Annotated in this window: 13 protein-coding genes and 1 pseudogene; 7 read left to right on the forward strand and 7 right to left on the reverse strand. The window is 67.7% G+C overall.

What is annotated here, in order from left to right; all coding sequences use genetic code 11:
* Positions 1-66: 66 nt before the first annotated feature.
* Both D187_RS09150 and D187_RS09155 read left to right on the forward strand, forming a co-directional pair.
* Complete coding sequence (locus D187_RS09150; protein ID WP_169433418.1) at positions 67-1,863, forward strand: CBM96 family carbohydrate-binding protein; 1,797 nt, start codon at positions 67-69, stop codon at positions 1,861-1,863.
* Between the two features lie 66 nt (positions 1,864-1,929).
* A complete protein-coding gene (locus tag D187_RS09155; protein ID WP_002623378.1) occupies positions 1,930-2,631 on the forward strand; it encodes a hypothetical protein in 702 nt (233 codons plus the stop codon).
* 10 nt (positions 2,632-2,641) lie between these two features.
* On the opposite strand, the gene D187_RS09160 is transcribed toward D187_RS09155, so the two are convergent.
* The 3 genes from D187_RS09160 to D187_RS09170 all read right to left on the reverse strand — a co-directional run bounded on the left by D187_RS09160 (position 2,642) and on the right by D187_RS09170 (position 5,214).
* Complete coding sequence (locus D187_RS09160; protein ID WP_043428947.1) at positions 2,642-3,040, reverse strand: hypothetical protein; 399 nt, start codon at positions 3,038-3,040, stop codon at positions 2,642-2,644.
* A gap of 13 nt (positions 3,041-3,053) precedes the next feature.
* Positions 3,054-3,551, reverse strand: a complete 498-nt coding sequence (locus D187_RS54910; protein WP_155893265.1) for a hypothetical protein — start codon at positions 3,549-3,551, stop codon at positions 3,054-3,056.
* Between the two features lie 178 nt (positions 3,552-3,729).
* Entirely contained in the window at positions 3,730-5,214 is a 1,485-nt protein-coding gene (locus D187_RS09170) for a glutamate-cysteine ligase family protein (protein ID WP_002623372.1), read from the reverse strand.
* 185 nt (positions 5,215-5,399) lie between these two features.
* Here D187_RS09170 and D187_RS09175 point away from each other — a divergent pair, with 185 nt between their 5' ends.
* Complete coding sequence (locus D187_RS09175) at positions 5,400-6,173, forward strand: peptidoglycan recognition protein family protein (RefSeq protein ID WP_245591654.1); 774 nt, start codon at positions 5,400-5,402, stop codon at positions 6,171-6,173.
* A 62-nt stretch (positions 6,174-6,235) separates the two neighbouring features.
* Here D187_RS09175 and D187_RS09180 read toward each other — a convergent pair whose 3' ends face one another.
* Positions 6,236-7,576, reverse strand: coding sequence for a cytochrome P450 (locus D187_RS09180; protein WP_002623370.1), 1,341 nt, complete (start codon positions 7,574-7,576; stop codon positions 6,236-6,238).
* Positions 7,577-7,856: 280 nt separating this feature from the next.
* Here D187_RS09180 and D187_RS09185 point away from each other — a divergent pair, with 280 nt between their 5' ends.
* Complete coding sequence (locus D187_RS09185; RefSeq protein ID WP_002623369.1) at positions 7,857-8,513, forward strand: class I SAM-dependent DNA methyltransferase; 657 nt, start codon at positions 7,857-7,859, stop codon at positions 8,511-8,513.
* Between the two features lie 29 nt (positions 8,514-8,542).
* On the opposite strand, the gene D187_RS49690 is transcribed toward D187_RS09185, so the two are convergent.
* The gene (locus D187_RS49690) at positions 8,543-10,486 is read right to left on the reverse strand and encodes an ATP-binding protein (protein WP_002623368.1); all 1,944 of its coding nucleotides are present in this window, start codon (positions 10,484-10,486) and stop codon (positions 8,543-8,545) included.
* Positions 10,487-10,638: 152 nt separating this feature from the next.
* Entirely contained in the window at positions 10,639-11,694 is a 1,056-nt protein-coding gene (locus D187_RS09195) for a patatin-like phospholipase family protein (RefSeq protein WP_002623367.1), read from the reverse strand.
* A gap of 470 nt (positions 11,695-12,164) precedes the next feature.
* Between D187_RS09195 and D187_RS09200 the strand changes: the two genes are divergently transcribed.
* On the forward strand, positions 12,165-12,566 hold the full coding sequence (locus D187_RS09200) for a YybH family protein (RefSeq protein ID WP_043428948.1): 402 nt from the start codon (positions 12,165-12,167) through the stop codon (positions 12,564-12,566).
* A gap of 134 nt (positions 12,567-12,700) precedes the next feature.
* Here D187_RS09200 and D187_RS59510 read toward each other — a convergent pair.
* Positions 12,701-12,907 (reverse strand): annotated as a pseudogene (locus D187_RS59510) (DUF6310 domain-containing protein); the annotation flags it as partial.
* A 41-nt stretch (positions 12,908-12,948) separates the two neighbouring features.
* Between D187_RS59510 and D187_RS59515 the strand changes: the two are divergent.
* Complete coding sequence (locus D187_RS59515; protein WP_438356945.1) at positions 12,949-13,104, forward strand: luciferase domain-containing protein; 156 nt, start codon at positions 12,949-12,951, stop codon at positions 13,102-13,104.
* Between the two features lie 204 nt (positions 13,105-13,308).
* The gene (locus D187_RS09210; RefSeq protein ID WP_043428949.1) at positions 13,309-15,498 is read left to right on the forward strand and encodes an ATP-binding protein; all 2,190 of its coding nucleotides are present in this window, start codon (positions 13,309-13,311) and stop codon (positions 15,496-15,498) included.
* Positions 15,499-15,506 lie beyond the last annotated feature (8 nt).

Here is a 15,506-nt window from a genome sequence, read left to right on the forward strand (position 1 = left end):
AGTTGGAGAGGGGCAGTGTGTGTCTGGGTCGTGGGCGCCGGGGTGTGTGGATGGGGAGGACAGGGCATGGCGGCCCTGGCCGCCGGGTCCGAGCAGAACTCCCGGGTCTTCGCTCCCGTGGCCGATGCCCGGGTGGAGGGCACTACCGCGACGCAGAACTTCGGCGGCTCCTCGGTCCTCAAGGTGGATGGCTCGCCGCAATACGAGTCCTTCCTCCGCTTCGAGCTCCAGGGCCTGACGGGGACCGTGCTCGGCGCGAAGCTGCGGCTGTACGCCACGGATGCCACGGTCAACGGACCCGCCGTCTACACGACAGATGAGACGTGGCAGGAAGGCTCGGTGACCTACCAGACCCGGCCAGGCAACCAGACCTGGGTGGCCAGCGCCGGGTCCGTGGCGGCCAACTCCTGGGTGGAGTGGGACGTGACGTCCGCCGTCCAGGGCAAGAGCACGGTGAGCTTCTCGCTGGGTCCCACGGGGACGGATGGCACCGTGTTCAACTCGCGCGAGTCGCCCAGCACGGACACGAGGCCCCAGCTCGTCGTGACGGTGGACGGCGGCGGCGCCCCCACCCAGGGGGGCTGGACGTTCTACGGAAGCGCCGAGGGCCTGCCTTCGCGTGTGCTCGGGGTGAGCGCCGACGCGGGCGGCAACCTCTGGGTGGCGGGCGGAGAGAATGGGTTGTTCGTCCTCGAGAAGGGGCAGACCCGCTTCCGCCGCTTCACGATGGAGGACGGCCTGCGCCCCTATGGCTACATGATCGATGGGAGCGCCCCTCTGGGGACGAAGTACCTCAACGTCATCTCGGTCGCCGGAGGCCCCGCGGGCGTGGCCTTCGTCGGCTATGGAGGCAAGGCTCCCGCCGCGGGCATGCCCACGTGTGAGGACGAATGGGACGCGGCCCCCTCCGCGGGCCGCACCCCGGACGCGAGCATCTACAAGAGCGGGGACGCGGATCGCGTGACGCTCTCCGGCTCCGGCATCCAGGTGGTGCATTACGACATCTCCTCGGGGCCCAACATGGTCGCCGCCGAGCCTCGCGGGCGGGAGAAGCTCTGTCATATCCTGCGTATCGCCTATGATCCGAAGACGCGCGGCGTCTGGTTTGGCGCCAACCATGGCTTCGCCTGGGGCAACGCGGACTTCACCGGCTATTCGTGCGCCCCGGGGACCTGGAACTACGGCTGCGCGGGGGTGATGGAGCATGTCCATCCGGCCATCAACGGCTGGAACGCGAGCGGGACGGGGGTAGTGCTGCTCACCGACGCGTACTACGGCGTCTCCTTGGCCCCCAACGGGGATGTCTGGTTTGGCGGTGCCATCCGCTCCACCCGCTTCCGCTATGGCACCCTGGGCTACAACTACTGGAGCGCGCAGGTACAGACCGAGGGCAGGGCCTACAGCGCCAACCGCATCGACGTGTGGCCGGATGCCGTGAGTGAACCCACCCTTCCCACCCGGGAGCAGCGGGTGGATGACAACGTGTCGGGCATGGCGGTGATGGGAGACCAGAGCGTGTGGGTGGGCAGCTTCACCCGGGGCCTGGCGCTGCTGGACTCGAACGGGCAGCGGCTGCGCACCCTGTCCACCGAGCTGGTGGATGGAGCGGGCCGGGTGTCCGCGGTGGCCGCGGACCCGAGCGACGAGAGCGTCTGGGCGGGCGCCAGTTGGGGCGAGGGCCTGAGCCGCGTGCGTGGAGGTGAGGTGCTGCTCTACGGCGCGAGCGTACTCCCCAGCTTCGTCCACTGGCTGCCCGTGAAGGACATCCAGGTGGACCGCTCGGGCCCCCAGCGCCGCATCCTCGTCGCCTTCGATGGAACCCCAAGCAAACCCGGCGCCATCGGCGTGTACACCGGGCCGTGAGCGCCGACGGGCCCGGGGACGCCCCGCCTCCGGGGAGGTATCCTCCGCCGTGCACGAGGAGTTCGCATGGCGAATGGCAGCAAGGGCAAGGGTGGCGGAAGACGGTCCGAGGAGACGCGCGCCGGCTCCTTGGAGCAGGACGAGCGGGAGTACGCCCGGCGCGCGCGCTCGAACGAGACGCGGGTCGCGCCCGTGGTGGAGGACGAGGAGCCCGAGACGCTCCCCCCCGCCTCCGCGGGCGAATCGAACCGGACGATGTTCGCCTCCCATGCGGCGCTCTTCGCGGACCGGCTGCGCGAGCGCTTCGCCCAGAAGCGCTACGGCCGCGCGCCCCACCTCCGTGTCCTGCGCATCGACGAGCCGGAGGGGCCGAGCACCGCCGGAGGACGCCTCGCCCGGCAGCCCCTCTCCCTCGTCACCCGGAGCGGCACGGCCCCCACCCTCGTCTGCGGGTGGGTGGACGTCGCCCGGGAAGAGGCCCAGCTGCGCGGCTATGAGTCCGTGGCGAGACGCTACGAGGCCCACCATGGCACTCCGCTGGACATGGCCGCGAAGGACTACGAGCGCTGCATCGAGGATCTCGAGGTGGCCTTGCGCTCGGGCGGCATCCGGGTTCGCGTGCTCATCCCCGATGATCCCCTGCCGTCCCGAGAGCCCGTCCCCTCGCCCCCGGCCACCGCGCCCCGGGGACTGCCGCTGGGCTGGGGCCTCGCCGCGATCGCCATGGCCTTCCTGCTCGGCGTGCTCGTGGGCCGGTGGAGCGGCTGAGCCCTGGTATCTACTCCGAGTCGGGAGGATTCATTTTATCTAGTTCTTCCGGAAGGGGCGTTGGACGAAACCTCAACCCCTTCGCATCTCGCAGTGGGATCACCCGGAATCCCTCGCCAGCGATTTTGACGAGTTCACCCTCGTTGGCTTTTCCACTGGCGAGCCACTCATCCGCCTCCTCTCTCGTCGCAAACGTATGCGAAGGCACGATATAGTCGGCAGCGGGCGTATAGAACTTCCGGAAGAATTCGCGGTAATCGTTCAGCTTCTGGATCTCACGAACATAGAACAACGCCACCGAGGCGACTCGGATTGCTTCATCTTCTGGCGAGCCTTCCTGGTATTTTTCGTCCATGACGCGGAGGACTTCAAGAACAAAATCAACATCAAAATCTTTATTATACATCATTTCCTCATTCTGATTAGAGAACAAGAGGAGCAAGAATCAAAGTGCCAGAACCGCCCGTTGAGAGAACGAAGGCAACGCCAGCGACGATGACGACAGTCCCAATCGCCACCTCGGCCTTGTGATTCTTGATCCAGTCAATCGCCTCGTCCATGTGCGAGAACTTCAATTTCTTTTGCCTCTCCTCCTCCTTCTTCTTCTCATCCTCGCACTCATTGAACGCCCTGTTGCAATCCTGCTCGCAGTGCTCGTGGTACCAGCCGCTCTGTTTCTTGTTGTGGGGCCACGGATAGCGTTTATCCCAGCATCTCTTCATGCATTTTTTGAATTCGTCGTTGCAGTCATAACCACCAGCACCACCACTTCCGAGCGCGGAGCCAACTCCCTCTGATTGAGAGGAGACAACATAGATTCGGGACTCTGGCCGTTGCGAGTGGGCACATCCCGAGATGGCCAGTACCAGAGCGGTTATCAGGACAATCAATCTCATTTCCTTGGCGACCGCCTGTGTCATCCTTGGAGTTCTCCTGGTAACTCTGCGCGTGCGGCCCTATCTACCAGACTCGGGCAGGTAAGGCCGGCACATATCCCTCGAATCGGTAGGGAGAGCCGTGACTGCGGGAGCAGGGCCTGTGAGGCCCCTCTTGGGGTGGTCGGGATGACTGGTGGGAGGCGTGGACGAAACCAGCCCCTCACGCGTCCGGCCAGGTATGCACCGGCATGCCTTCCTCCGAGTAGGCCAGGTAGCGCTCGAACATCGCGGTGAGCGCCTCGTGCCGGGGCCGGTCCGCCTCGAGCCGCGCGAGGGCGTCGAGCTGCCAACGCGCTCCGGTGCGGCCCGTGCGCAGCCGGCCCTCGAGCAGCTCGAAGAGCGGCTCCACATCCTCCGGCTCCACCCCTGCTGACACGAGCCCCTGCCGCGCCCGCTCCAACAGGCGGGGCAGGAGTTCCCGGACGGGCTGGACCACGAGGGGCTGGCCAGGACGACCCGGCCAGTACAAGGGCGCGTCCAGCCCCTCACGCGCCGCGCGGTAGAAGTTCGTGCGCGCGCAACGGAAGGGCATCCGCGACACGAGCGCCTCCACCTCCTCCATCAGCGACAGGGTCAGCCCCAGCAGGAAGGCGCCATTGGCCAGCATGTCCGGCACGCTGGGCCCCGAGGGCAGCGCACGCATCTCCACCCGCACATGCCCACCGTCGGAAGGGTCGTACACCGCGCGGTTCCAGGGATAGACGGTGCCCTGATGCATCCGCAGCTCGCTCAGGCTCGGCACCCCACCGCGCGCCACCACCTCGAGCGGGGCCTCGTGTCCCAGGACCGGGAGGATGGGGGGATGGAGTGCCACCCCCTGGGCGAAGAGCTCGTGGGCACCCTGTCGCACCCAGCCGTGGCCGAAACCCGTGCGAGAGGGAAGCTCCATCGACTCCTCCTCGCTCGAGCGTCCGTCCGTGAGCTGGCGGTAGAGCGTGATGCGCGTCTCGTGCCACAACCGGCGACCGAGGAAGAGCGGCGAGTTGCCGCAGAGCGCGAGCACCGGGGCGATGGCGAGCTGGGCGGCGTTGTGCGCTCGCGCGAAGTCCGCCGGATCCACCTTCAGGTGGTACTGCAGCGAGGTGCAGGCGCTCGCCGCGCTGATGTACTCCAGCTCGTGGCTGAGCGTCTCCTCCCCCTCGATGTGCAGCCGGAAGGGGCGCGCGCGGTGACTACGCAGGCCGTGTTGGAGGGCCCGGTAGCGCGGCAAGGGAGAGATCACCCCCGGCACCAGCTCCTCCAGCCGCAGGGTGGGCAGCACGCCCACGAGCGCCACGCGGCCGCCGACCTCGCCCGCGGCATGCCGCAACCGCGCGAGCATGCGCGTCAGATCCGCCCCGAACTCGCGGAACGGCCTCCCCGCCAGCGGCACCACCCGCGCGTTGATCTCCACGTTGAAGCGGCCCAGCTCCACCGTCAGTTGACGGTCGCGGGCACGCGCGAGCACCTCCCCACAGACACTCAGGGCTCGGCCCCCAATGTCCACGAGGTGCGCCTCCAGTTCGGCACCCAACGTGCGCGGCCCCACGCCGAAGCCTGGACGGGCAAGGACTCGCTCCAGCGCCTCGAGCGACTCCTCCAGTCGCGCCGAGAATCGTGCCACCTCTTCCGGAGTGAACTCCTCTTTCTCGAGGGCCTGACCCACGGGGGCCTCCTGTCGTCACATACAAGATAGGGAGCCTCTCTCCAGGAGAGGGAGCCCCCATGGACTGGCGGCCAATGCCGTGTTTTGGGCGAACCGACCCTCGCGGGCGTGTCATTCAGCGCTCGGCTGGACAGTTGGCCGCCAGCCAGCGGCTCGTCGAATGGCTTCTCGGTATGATCGAACCCATGTCCACCACCGCTAACGCCATATCCCCCTCTTCCGCCGCTCCGACCTCCTCGTCGCTGCCCGAGGATGAGCTCCGTGAGGGCGCGCAAGGACCCGAGGTGCAACGACTCCAGACGGTGCTCGTGCGGCTCAAGTACCTGACAACCCGGGCGGATGGGGACTTCGGGCCGAAGACGACGGCCGCGCTCCAGGCCTTCCAGAGCGACTGGCGGCTCACCCCGGACGGCGTCTATGGGCCCGGCACGCGCGCGGCGCTCCTCAAGGCCCTGGTGCCCGTCTACAAGCCGAAGGTGGTGTCCCGGCCCTCCCCCAACCACGAGCCGCGCCGGGGCACGGACATCGACGTCATCCTCCTGCACCACACCGCCTCCAACCGCGCCAGCGTGGACCTGGCCACGCTGCGCAAGGGCAGCGGTCCCAATCGCGTGAGCGCGCACTACCTCGTGGCGCCTGGAGGCACGCTCTACCAACTGGTGCAGGACTCGCGCGCCGCCTGGCACGCCGGGGTGTCCTCGCTGTACGGGGAGACGAAGCCCAGCGTCAACCTGCGCTCCATCGGCATCGAGCTCACCAACGACGGCTCCGGCACGACGCCCTTCACGGAAGAGCAGTACCGCGTCCTGGAGCGGCTCGTGCCGTACCTGGCCCGCACGTACCGGGTGCCCAAGCAGAACATCCTCGGCCACCGCGACGTGGCCCCGGGCCGCAAGACGGACCCCGCCGACAACTTCGACTGGGCCCGTGTGCGCCGCGCCGTGGACGCCGTCCTCTGACGCGCCGCCAGACCGCATGCTCCTCCGGCCCCTCCCCCGAGGGGCCGGCCCATCGGCCCCGATCAGTCCCGCCGGCGCAAACGCAGCTGGATGCCGCTTCGGGGCCTGGCGAAGGGAACCAGGATGTACGAGAGATCCTGCCCCGGCACGAGCTCCCACGTGTAGTGCTTGAGCAGCAGCGCCAGCATCACGCTCATCTCCACCATCGCGAAGTGCTGCCCCAGGCAGATGCGCGGTCCCCCTCCGAAGGGGACGAACGTGCCCGGCTTGCGTTGCTCGTTGCTCTCGGAGCTGAAGCGCTCGGGATCGAAGCGCTCCCACGCCGGCCAGTGCTCGCTCGAGTGCGCCATCCGAATGGTCACGGGCACCATCCACCCCTTGGGGATGCGGTAGCCGTTGTAGACCACGTCCCGCGTGGTGACGCGGAAGGCCCCACCGATGGGGGGAATGAGGCGCATCCCCTCGTGGATGAGCTGCACGAGGTAGGGCATCGCCCGCAGCCCATCCAGGGTGAGCGGACCCTCCATGCCCGCCACCGCCTCGCGGCCCTTCTGGAGCACGTCCGGGTGCTGGGCCAGCTGCAGCATGAGGTTGCAGGTGGCGGTGACGGTGGTGTCGTGTCCGGCGAAGAGCAGCAACTGCAGCTCCTCGACGATGGCCTCTCGCGACAGGGGCTCCTCCCCCTCCCGGTGCCGCAGCAGCGAGCCCAGCAGATCCGGCGGCTGCTCGGTCCGCTTCTGCCGCTCGGCGACGAGCTCGTCCAGATAGGTGATCATCGCCTTCTTCGCGGCGAGCGCCCGTCCGAACGTCGTCCAGGGCAGGTTCACCGCCAGCGGGACGAAGAGCCCCGCCGTCCACGCCTGGAAGTGGCGCATCAGGAACGGCACGTCCACGCGGTCCTGGCCGAAGATGAGCGACAGGGCGATCTCGAACGCCAGCTCCCGCATGGCGGGCCACAGGGTGAAGTCCCCCGGGAGCGCCGCCCAACGCTCGAAGTGCCGCGTGGCGAGCGACTCGATGGCGGGCACGAACCCGCGCATCGTCGCGTAGCTGAAGTGGGGCGCGAGCAGGCGGCGACGCTCCAGGTGCTCCTCGCCCTCGAGCAGCGCCAGGCTGTTGGCCCCGAGCAGTTGGCGGACTCCCGAAGTCCAGCGGTTCTTCAAGTACTTGCCCTCGCCCGCGAAGATCCACTGGAGGGCATCCGGGCCGAGCAGGAACGCGGCGGGCGCGCCCAGCACGTGCGAGCGGAAGACGGGGCCGTACTGGCGCCGCCGCCGCTCGGCGAAGTCACGGCTGGAGCGCAGGAAATCCAACGTCTCGCCGAGCAGCGGGAGTCCCGTCCTGCCGGGCGGGAGCGGAAGGTTCTCGGGAGCGGGGGAAGGGGTGTCGGCCTGGGGCGTCATGTCGCGCGTCTCCGGGCCGTGGGGGAAATGGCCCTTGGAGATGAAAGTTTACAACCCTATCTCACCGGAAAGAGAGCCCCACCCCAGCGGGAGCGGAGCGCTTTGACACCTCCCCCGAGGGCGTGGTAGCCAAGCGACCGCTGGACCGCAGCAGTGACGCTGCTGCGGGCCTCCTCCTCGAGGGGGCGAACAAAGCTACGTCACCTGAACCCGTGGGCCGCGAGGCCCCAGACACGGGAAGGTGACGAGCCTTCGTCACCTCCCCGCGGAGGAGATGAAGATGACCACGAAGCGCCCCCCCGACGAAGTGGCGACCGCGTACGACGTCTGGTCCGAGGTGTACGACACCCAGGCCAACGCCACGCGTGACCTCGACGCCGCCATCCTCCAGGGCCAGGACCCGTCCCTCTTCCGAGGTGACGTCCTGGAGATCGGCTGCGGCACCGGGAAGAACACCGAGTGGCTCGCCCCCCGGGCGCGCAGCCTGCTCGCGCTCGATGCCTCGGAGAAGATGTTGAACCGCGCCCGCGAGCGCCCGGGGGTTCAACACGTCCAGTTCTTCCTGCAGGACCTGCGCGAGCGCTGGCCCGTCGCGGAGGCCTCTCGCGACACCGTCACCTGCAACCTGGTGCTGGAGCACATCGAGGAGCTGTCTTTCGTCTTCTCCGAGGCGAGGCGCGTCCTCAGGCCGGGCGGCGCGCTCTTCGTCTGCGAGCTGCACCCCTTCCGGCAGCTCCAGGGCAAGCAGGCGTATTTCGTGGACCCGGACACCGGTGCCCTCCAGAACGTCCGCAGCCACCTGCACGAAGTCTCGGAGTACCTGAACGCGGCCGCGGACGCGGGCTTCGTGCTGGTGCGAGCGAGGGATTGCCGGGACCCGGGTGCTCCGCGCTCGGAGGTGCCCCGGCTGCTCGCCCTGCTCTGGCGGAGGGCCTGAGCACCCGCCCTCCTCCACCCGGTCCCCTCTCAGGAGGGCTCCGCGTCCTGGTCCGGGGGGACCTCGGTCTGCATCGGCAGCTCGAGGAGGAAGGTGGCACCCTGCTCCAGGCCAGGACTGGAGCAGGACAGCCGCCCCTTCATCTCGGCGGCGGCCAGGGCGCTGATGTGCAGGCCGAAGCCGTGCCCCATCTTCTTCGTGGTGAAGCCCTGGGAGAACATGCGCCCCAGGTTCTCCGGAGCGATGCCGACCCCATTGTCGGTCACCTCGATGTGCAGATGCCCTGTCCCGGGTGCGCGCCGCACGTGGATGCCCAACCGCTTGTCCTTCTTCGGACTCGCCACCAGCGCGTGCCGCGCGTTGCTCACCAGGTTGATGAGGATCTGCAACAGCTTGTGCCGGTCCACGAAGATGGGAGGCACCTCGGCGTAGTCACGCTCGACGTGGATGAGCAGACGCTCGAAGGAGACGGCGTGCAGACGCAACGCCTCGTCGATGAGTCGAGGCACGGCCACATGCTCCACGGCGCCCGCGGCCCGCGCGTGCTTCTGCTGCATGCTGACGATGGAGTTGATGTGCTCGACGCTCTCGCCCAGCGAGTGCATCTCCCGGAGCATCGCTTCCCGCTCCTCCTGGAGCTGCTCGGACAAGGCGATGAGGAAGGGCGGGAGCTTCTGGCCCTGGGGATCCCGGGCGAAGAAGGCGGGGATGTCGGCGAGGTGCTCACGCAGCAGGGTGGCGACCCGGGCCAGGCTCGTCACCCGGGACCTGCGGATCTGATCGATGACGAGGCTGGTGGAGATGTTGACGCTGTTGAGGGTGTTGCCCACGTTGTGGAGCACGCCGGTGGCGACCTCGGCCATGCCCGCCTGGCGCGAGACGTCCACCAGGGTGCGGTGCATCTCCCCCAGCCGGGCCTCGGCCTGCCTCCGGGCGGTGACATCACGGCCGAAGATCGTCATCCCCACGACCTGGCCCCCCTCATCCACGATGGGATGCACGCTGGTGTCCAGCACCAACAGGCCCTGCTGGTCCTCGTAGATCTGCTCGAAGCGCAGGCGCTGGCCCTGGAGCACCTGGACGAGCCGGGCATCCCAGGCCTTGCGGCTCTCGGGCGGCTCATGCTGGAAGAGCGGCGTCCCCGGTTCGAGCACGATGCCACCGCGATGCTCGTAGATGAACCTCGCGGCCGAGTTCGCGGTGAGCAGGCGCGCTTGTGAATCAATCGAGACCACGATGTCGTCGGTGCTCTCGAAGACGCTGTTGAGCTTGCTCTGGCTGTCGCGCAGCTCCCGCACCGTGCGCTCGATGGTGGCCTGCGCCGCGTCGCGCGCGGTGCTGTGCAACGAGCTCAGGGCCCAGACACCCAGGGAGGAGATGCCCGCGAACACATGGCTGAACCAGAGGCCGCCGAGGGTGAGGGTGCTGGGGTCGATGCCCACCTGCGACCGGTAATACGGGTGGAGCAGGCCCAGCGCCACGAACAGGGCGAGGGTGATGGACAACCCGAGGCGTGGCCCCACCAGGTACACCGCGAGGACGGGCAGCAACATGTTCACGGCATGATCGCCGCCCGTGGGTCTCCTGCTCACGAAGGTGGTGAGCACCAGCCCCAGGAACAGGGTCGCCAGCAGCACCATCGCGGGCGCGATGGGAGCGCGGCCCCTGCGTGCCAGCACCAACGTCCCCAGGAAGCCAATGCTGGCGAGGAGGGCCACATACGGGTGGTTGCCCTGCGAGATGGAGCGCAGCACGAACACCACGTTGATCAGCGAGAAGAAGCAGGCGGCGCCGACCATGATCCGGTGGCGGATGAGCTCCGAGGGCTCCGCCCGCCGCAACGACTCCGAGAGCAGTGAGTCCAGCCGATCCATCAGCCAGGAGCGGACCACGGGGGGCGCGGAAACCTCCTCCCGAGGCTCGGGTGGTGGATGCGCGGAGGGGAGTGTCTCGGGCGTGAGGAGGTTCGCCATGGCTGCGTGGCGGCACTCGCGGGGATGGGCTCGCGGCGCGGCTCGGGCGATTGTCCTCGGGGACAGGGTTTTTCCCAAGGGGCGCACGGGAGGCCGCCAGCCGGGCGCTCGTGGAAGAGCCCTCACGCGCCTCCTCCCACGACAGACTCCCCTCACATCGACGCCGCCAGGGCCGTGATACCCTCCCCGGCGCTCTCGCTCGCCGTCTCCTGGCGCGGCGACTCGGACTGGCGATGCTTCCGGATCCACCCCTGGAAGTCCCACGTCTGGAGGAACCGCTCGGCGGCCGTGTAGCCCGCCTGGTAGAGCGCGTGGACCTGTTCCTCGCGCAGACCAAAGTCCGTGGTCTTCACGCCCAGGGTAGGGATGGCGATGGTGCGCTCGAAGTTCTTCTGCTCGATGTAGCGCGTGTCGTGCGCCTCGAGCATGGTGGAGATCATCGCCTTGAGCAACGACAAGGGCCCCTGGATGCGGCCCGGCACCACCTCTTCCCGGCCATCCGCCCGCGTCCGATCCACCAGCTTGAGTCCGAACGTGGGCCACCTCGGGTGGGCGCTCCCGTCATCGAGGATGTCGACGGGGAAGTTGCTGAGCACGCCTCCATCCACGATGAAGCTCGTGTGGCCCTGGCCATCCTCGAGTCGCACGGGCTCGAAGAAGAGGGGGATGCTCATGCTCATCCGCACCGCCCAGGCCACGTCGAGATGATCGGGATCCCTCCCATAGTCCCGGATGTCCCACGGCAGGACGAGCTGCTTGCGCCGGGAGAGATCCGTGGCGACGACCTGGAGCCTGTAGCGGTATTTCGGATCGACCTCCCGTCCCTCCTCGTCCTCCCAGAGCAGGTCCTTGAAGGTGTGCACCTGGCGAGGCGACTCGGCCAGCAGCTTGCGCAACCAGCTCTCGAGGTAGACGCCCTCGTAGAGGCCCTTCTCCCGGAGCAGGCTCAGCGCGGGGCCCACCACGGGGAGCCGATCCAGGAGGCTCATGTCCCGGAAGCGCCGGTAGTCGAGCCCCGCCATGATGCCGCGCACGTCCCTCGCCGAGTACCCCGCCGCCACCAGCGCCGCGACGACGGCTCCGGCCGAGGTGCCCACGACGTTCTGCGGCTTCAGCCCCATCGTCTCCAGGCACTCGACCGCTCCCGCCAGTGCGATGCCCTTGACACCGCCCCCCTCGAACACCAGATCCACCTTGTCGGGTTCCATCTTCGCTCCGTCCTCCTCGAGGAGGCAGAGGGCAGCGGGTGTTGGATGTGAAGACGGCGGACCCGGGCCAGCGGCCATCCGGATGCCCGCCCCGTCCCTGTTCAAGGACGCGCGTCGAAGCGCTCCTGGGCCCGGGCGACTGGCCTCTACCCCGCGTACAGGGGGAGCACCTTGAACAACCTGTAGATGCACAGCACCAGCGCCAGGCCCGCTGTTCCCATGACGACCCATCGAAGTACTTGGCTTCCTTTGAGCCGACACAGGAGGATCAGTCAGCCGAAACGAAGGCACAGCAAGGGCGGGATGACGAACTGCCTCAAGCGCCACCCTCCCATCCTCCTCACCTGCCCGGGGAGCGTCACACCGTTTGTAACGTGCTCGCAGCTGAGCTTGGGAGTTAGTCAGTCTAAAGCAGCATCGACGCACGGTGAGCTCACTGCTCCGGCGCCGGCAAACGGGAGGGCAAACACATGGGTACAGAGACTCCGTGGGCGGCGGTGCACCAATACCTCGATGCCTTCAACCGAGGTGACGTGCAGGCAATGGCAGCGACGTTCTCTGTCCCTGGCCAGATTCTCGACGGCATGGCGCCGCACGTCTGGCAGGGGCCGACGGCGGCTCAGGACTGGTACAGGGACGTCCTGAGCGAAGGCAAGGGACACGGTGCTTCCGGCTATTTCGTCAGTGTTGGGGAGCCGCTGCACAACGACGTCACCGGCGATACTGCCTATGTCGTCCTGCCGGCGACCATGACATTCAACCTGAACGGCACGAAGGTCACGCAGTCCGGAGCAATGTTTACGGTCGCGTTGCGGAAGACGGCGGAAGGCTGGCGCGTGGCGGCCTGGGCGTGGACGAAAGGCACCCGATAGCGAGTCCGTGGGCACACGCTCCCGCCAGGCTCCCACGGACTTCTCGTGAGCCCCCGAGAGGCCGAGGGAACCACGGCAGCTCAGGTCCGCGAGCGTCTTCACCCAACTGGGCCGCATGCCCCCTGTGTCAGGGTAGCGGAGGCCACCGCGCATCGTCCCGTGAGGTCGTGAAACTCGATCCGGTCATGGTCGAGGGCCTGATAGCACCGCTCCGCCAGCACGGGCCATGGCTCGGAAGCTTCGCGGACGGCGCACCGCCCCCCGTCCGTCCAGGGCAGCTTCGCCGCTCGCTGGAGGTTGGCATACCTCGGGTCCCAGTCCACGGGCTCTTCCGGGCTCGGCGCTGAGCCTGCCCCTGCCGGAACCGCTGCGCAGCAAGGCGATCGCGAGCGGCTGGGCGGAGAAGCATCCCCTCACCGGTTATCCCAGCGTCTCCCGCGACATCGTCATGGTCTACGCGCCGCGGGATCCGGCCGAGATCGAGGTGGTCACCACGCTCGTGACCGCCTCCTGGCGCTACGCGCGCGGCAGCGCTTGATGTCACAGCCGAGCACCGCGTCCCTCGAGCCCTCGCAGGCTCCCCGAAGGAAGATTCCACGGTATGGTTCAGGTTTCGGACCAGGCCTGGCGCGTCTTTCACTGGACGTGTTTTGGAATCCACAGGACGAGGCCAGGTTCGCGAGCCCTCATGCCTCTACCGTCCAGCCCCCGAGCCCCGCTGGCCCGAACGACGCTCCTGAAGATGGGGGGGCGCATCGGAGTCATCATCGCCCTCTCCACGCTCTTCAGCTATCTCCACATGCTTCACACCCTGCGCACCAAGGCACTCGCGCAGTTACAGCAGCATGTCACGGAACGGAGCGCGCGGGAGCAGGCCATCTTCGTGTTGGCGGAGGACAACCACGCCTTCCTCAAGAAAGCCCTGGAGGAGCGGATCCGGGCGCTCGAGCGGGAAGACGTGAGCGCCCGCTTCGACCGGCTGTTCGTGCGGTTGCCCGATGGCACGGTCCGCAGCAGACCCGAGCTCGTCGACGGGTCGAGAGAGGTGCAGGGCTTCATTGCTCCGCACGTGGTCATCGACGCCGGGTTCCGCGCCCGGTTCATGGCCGCGTATGACGTGCTCACCTGGTATGGGCGGGCCCTCAGCGTCCGGTTCAACACGATCTACATCAACCTGATGGAGGGGGCGATCGTGGGCTTCTGGCCGTGGGCGCCCTCCTGGGCACAGCAGGCCAGCTCGGATTTCTCGATCACCGACTACGAGGACTACGCGCTCACCCAGCCCAAAAACAACCCAGAGAGGAAGACCATCTGGACGGGCATCTATCTGGAGAACGTCTCCCACGCATGGATGGCCTCGGTCGGGACGCCGGTGGACGTGGACGGACAGCATGTCGCGTCAATCGGCCACGATGTGCTCCTCGACGAGTTCATGCATCGCACCGTCAACGATCATCTGCCCGGTGCCTACAACATCATCTTCCGCGAGGACGGCCAGCTCATCGCGCATCCCGATCTGAAGTTGGAGGGAGTCACCACGCCCTACAACATCCCGCACGCCGCCGAGCAGCCCGCGGCCAATCGTCTCGGCTCAAAGGAGAACGCGGCCCATCTGCGCGACATCTTCGAGCGGGTGAAGAACCGCGCGCCCGATCAGACCCTCCTGGAGCTGCCGGAATACGACGAGTACATCGCCGTGATGCGGCTGAAGGGTCCCGGCTGGTACCTCGCCACGGTGTTGCCCGAGAGCATGGTGACCCAGCCCGCCTTCGCCGCGGCCCGCTACGTGCTGCTGCTCGGCCTGCTGTCGCTGCTGGTGGAGCTGATCATCATGTACCGGGTGCTCCAACAGCAGATCTCCCGTCCGCTGGAGAACCTGACCCAGGCCACCGACAAGGTGGCGGCCGGCGACTTCAAGGTGGCGCTGGATACCGCTCGCCACGATGAGCTGGGGCAACTGGCCCGCGCCTTCCAACTCATGGCCGACGAGGTCCAGCGTCGCGAAGAGGCCCTGCGCCAGAGCAATGAGAACCTGGAGCAGCGGGTGGAGGAGCGCACCCGGGAGATCAAGGAGCTCCACACGCAGTGGCTGCAGACGGCCCGGCGGGCGGGCATGGCGGAGATCGCCACCAACGTGCTGCACAACGTGGGCAACGTGCTCAACAGCGTCTACACCTCGGCCCAGCTCGCCAAGGACCGGATGGCTGAGATGCGCGTGGACCACGTGGGCCGGGTGGCCCGGATGCTCGAGGAGCGACAGTCCGACCTCACCACCTTCCTCACGCAAGACGCGCGAGGACGTCACCTGATGCCCTTCTTGGACAAGCTGGGGAAGAACCTGCACGAGGAGCGCGAGCAGATCATCTCGCTGCTGGATGACGTGGGCCGCTATACCGAGCACATCGGCGACATCGTCAAGGTGCAGCAGAACTACGCCCGCACGCCCCGGCTGCACGAGCAGGTCACCCTGGAGCAGCTGGTGGAGGACGCCCTGCGCATCAACGCGGCCGGGCTGACCCGTCATCAGGTGAAGGTGGTGCGCGACCTCGCGTCCCTGCCCCCCGTGATGACGGACAAGCACAAGACGCTGATGATCCTCGTCAACCTGGTCAGCAACGCCAAATACGCCCTGGACACGGTGGCGCCGGGCGAACGGCTCCTGACGGTGAAGCTGGAGCAGGTCTCCACCGACCGCTTCCGCATCGGCATCCATGACAATGGGATGGGAATCGCGCCGGAGATGCTCATCCGCATCTTCCAGCATGGCTTCACCACGCGCGCGGACGGGCACGGCTTCGGCCTGCACGCGAGTGCCCTGGCCGCCCAGGAGATGGGGGGCTCCCTGACCGTCCACAGCGAGGGGCTCGGACGCGGAGCCACGTTCACCCTGGAGTTGCCCTACCACCCGGTCCTGCCACAACAGGCCGCCTGATCCGGCCC

It is taken from the genome of Cystobacter fuscus DSM 2262 (assembly GCF_000335475.2).
GTDB lineage: Bacteria > Myxococcota > Myxococcia > Myxococcales > Myxococcaceae > Cystobacter > Cystobacter fuscus.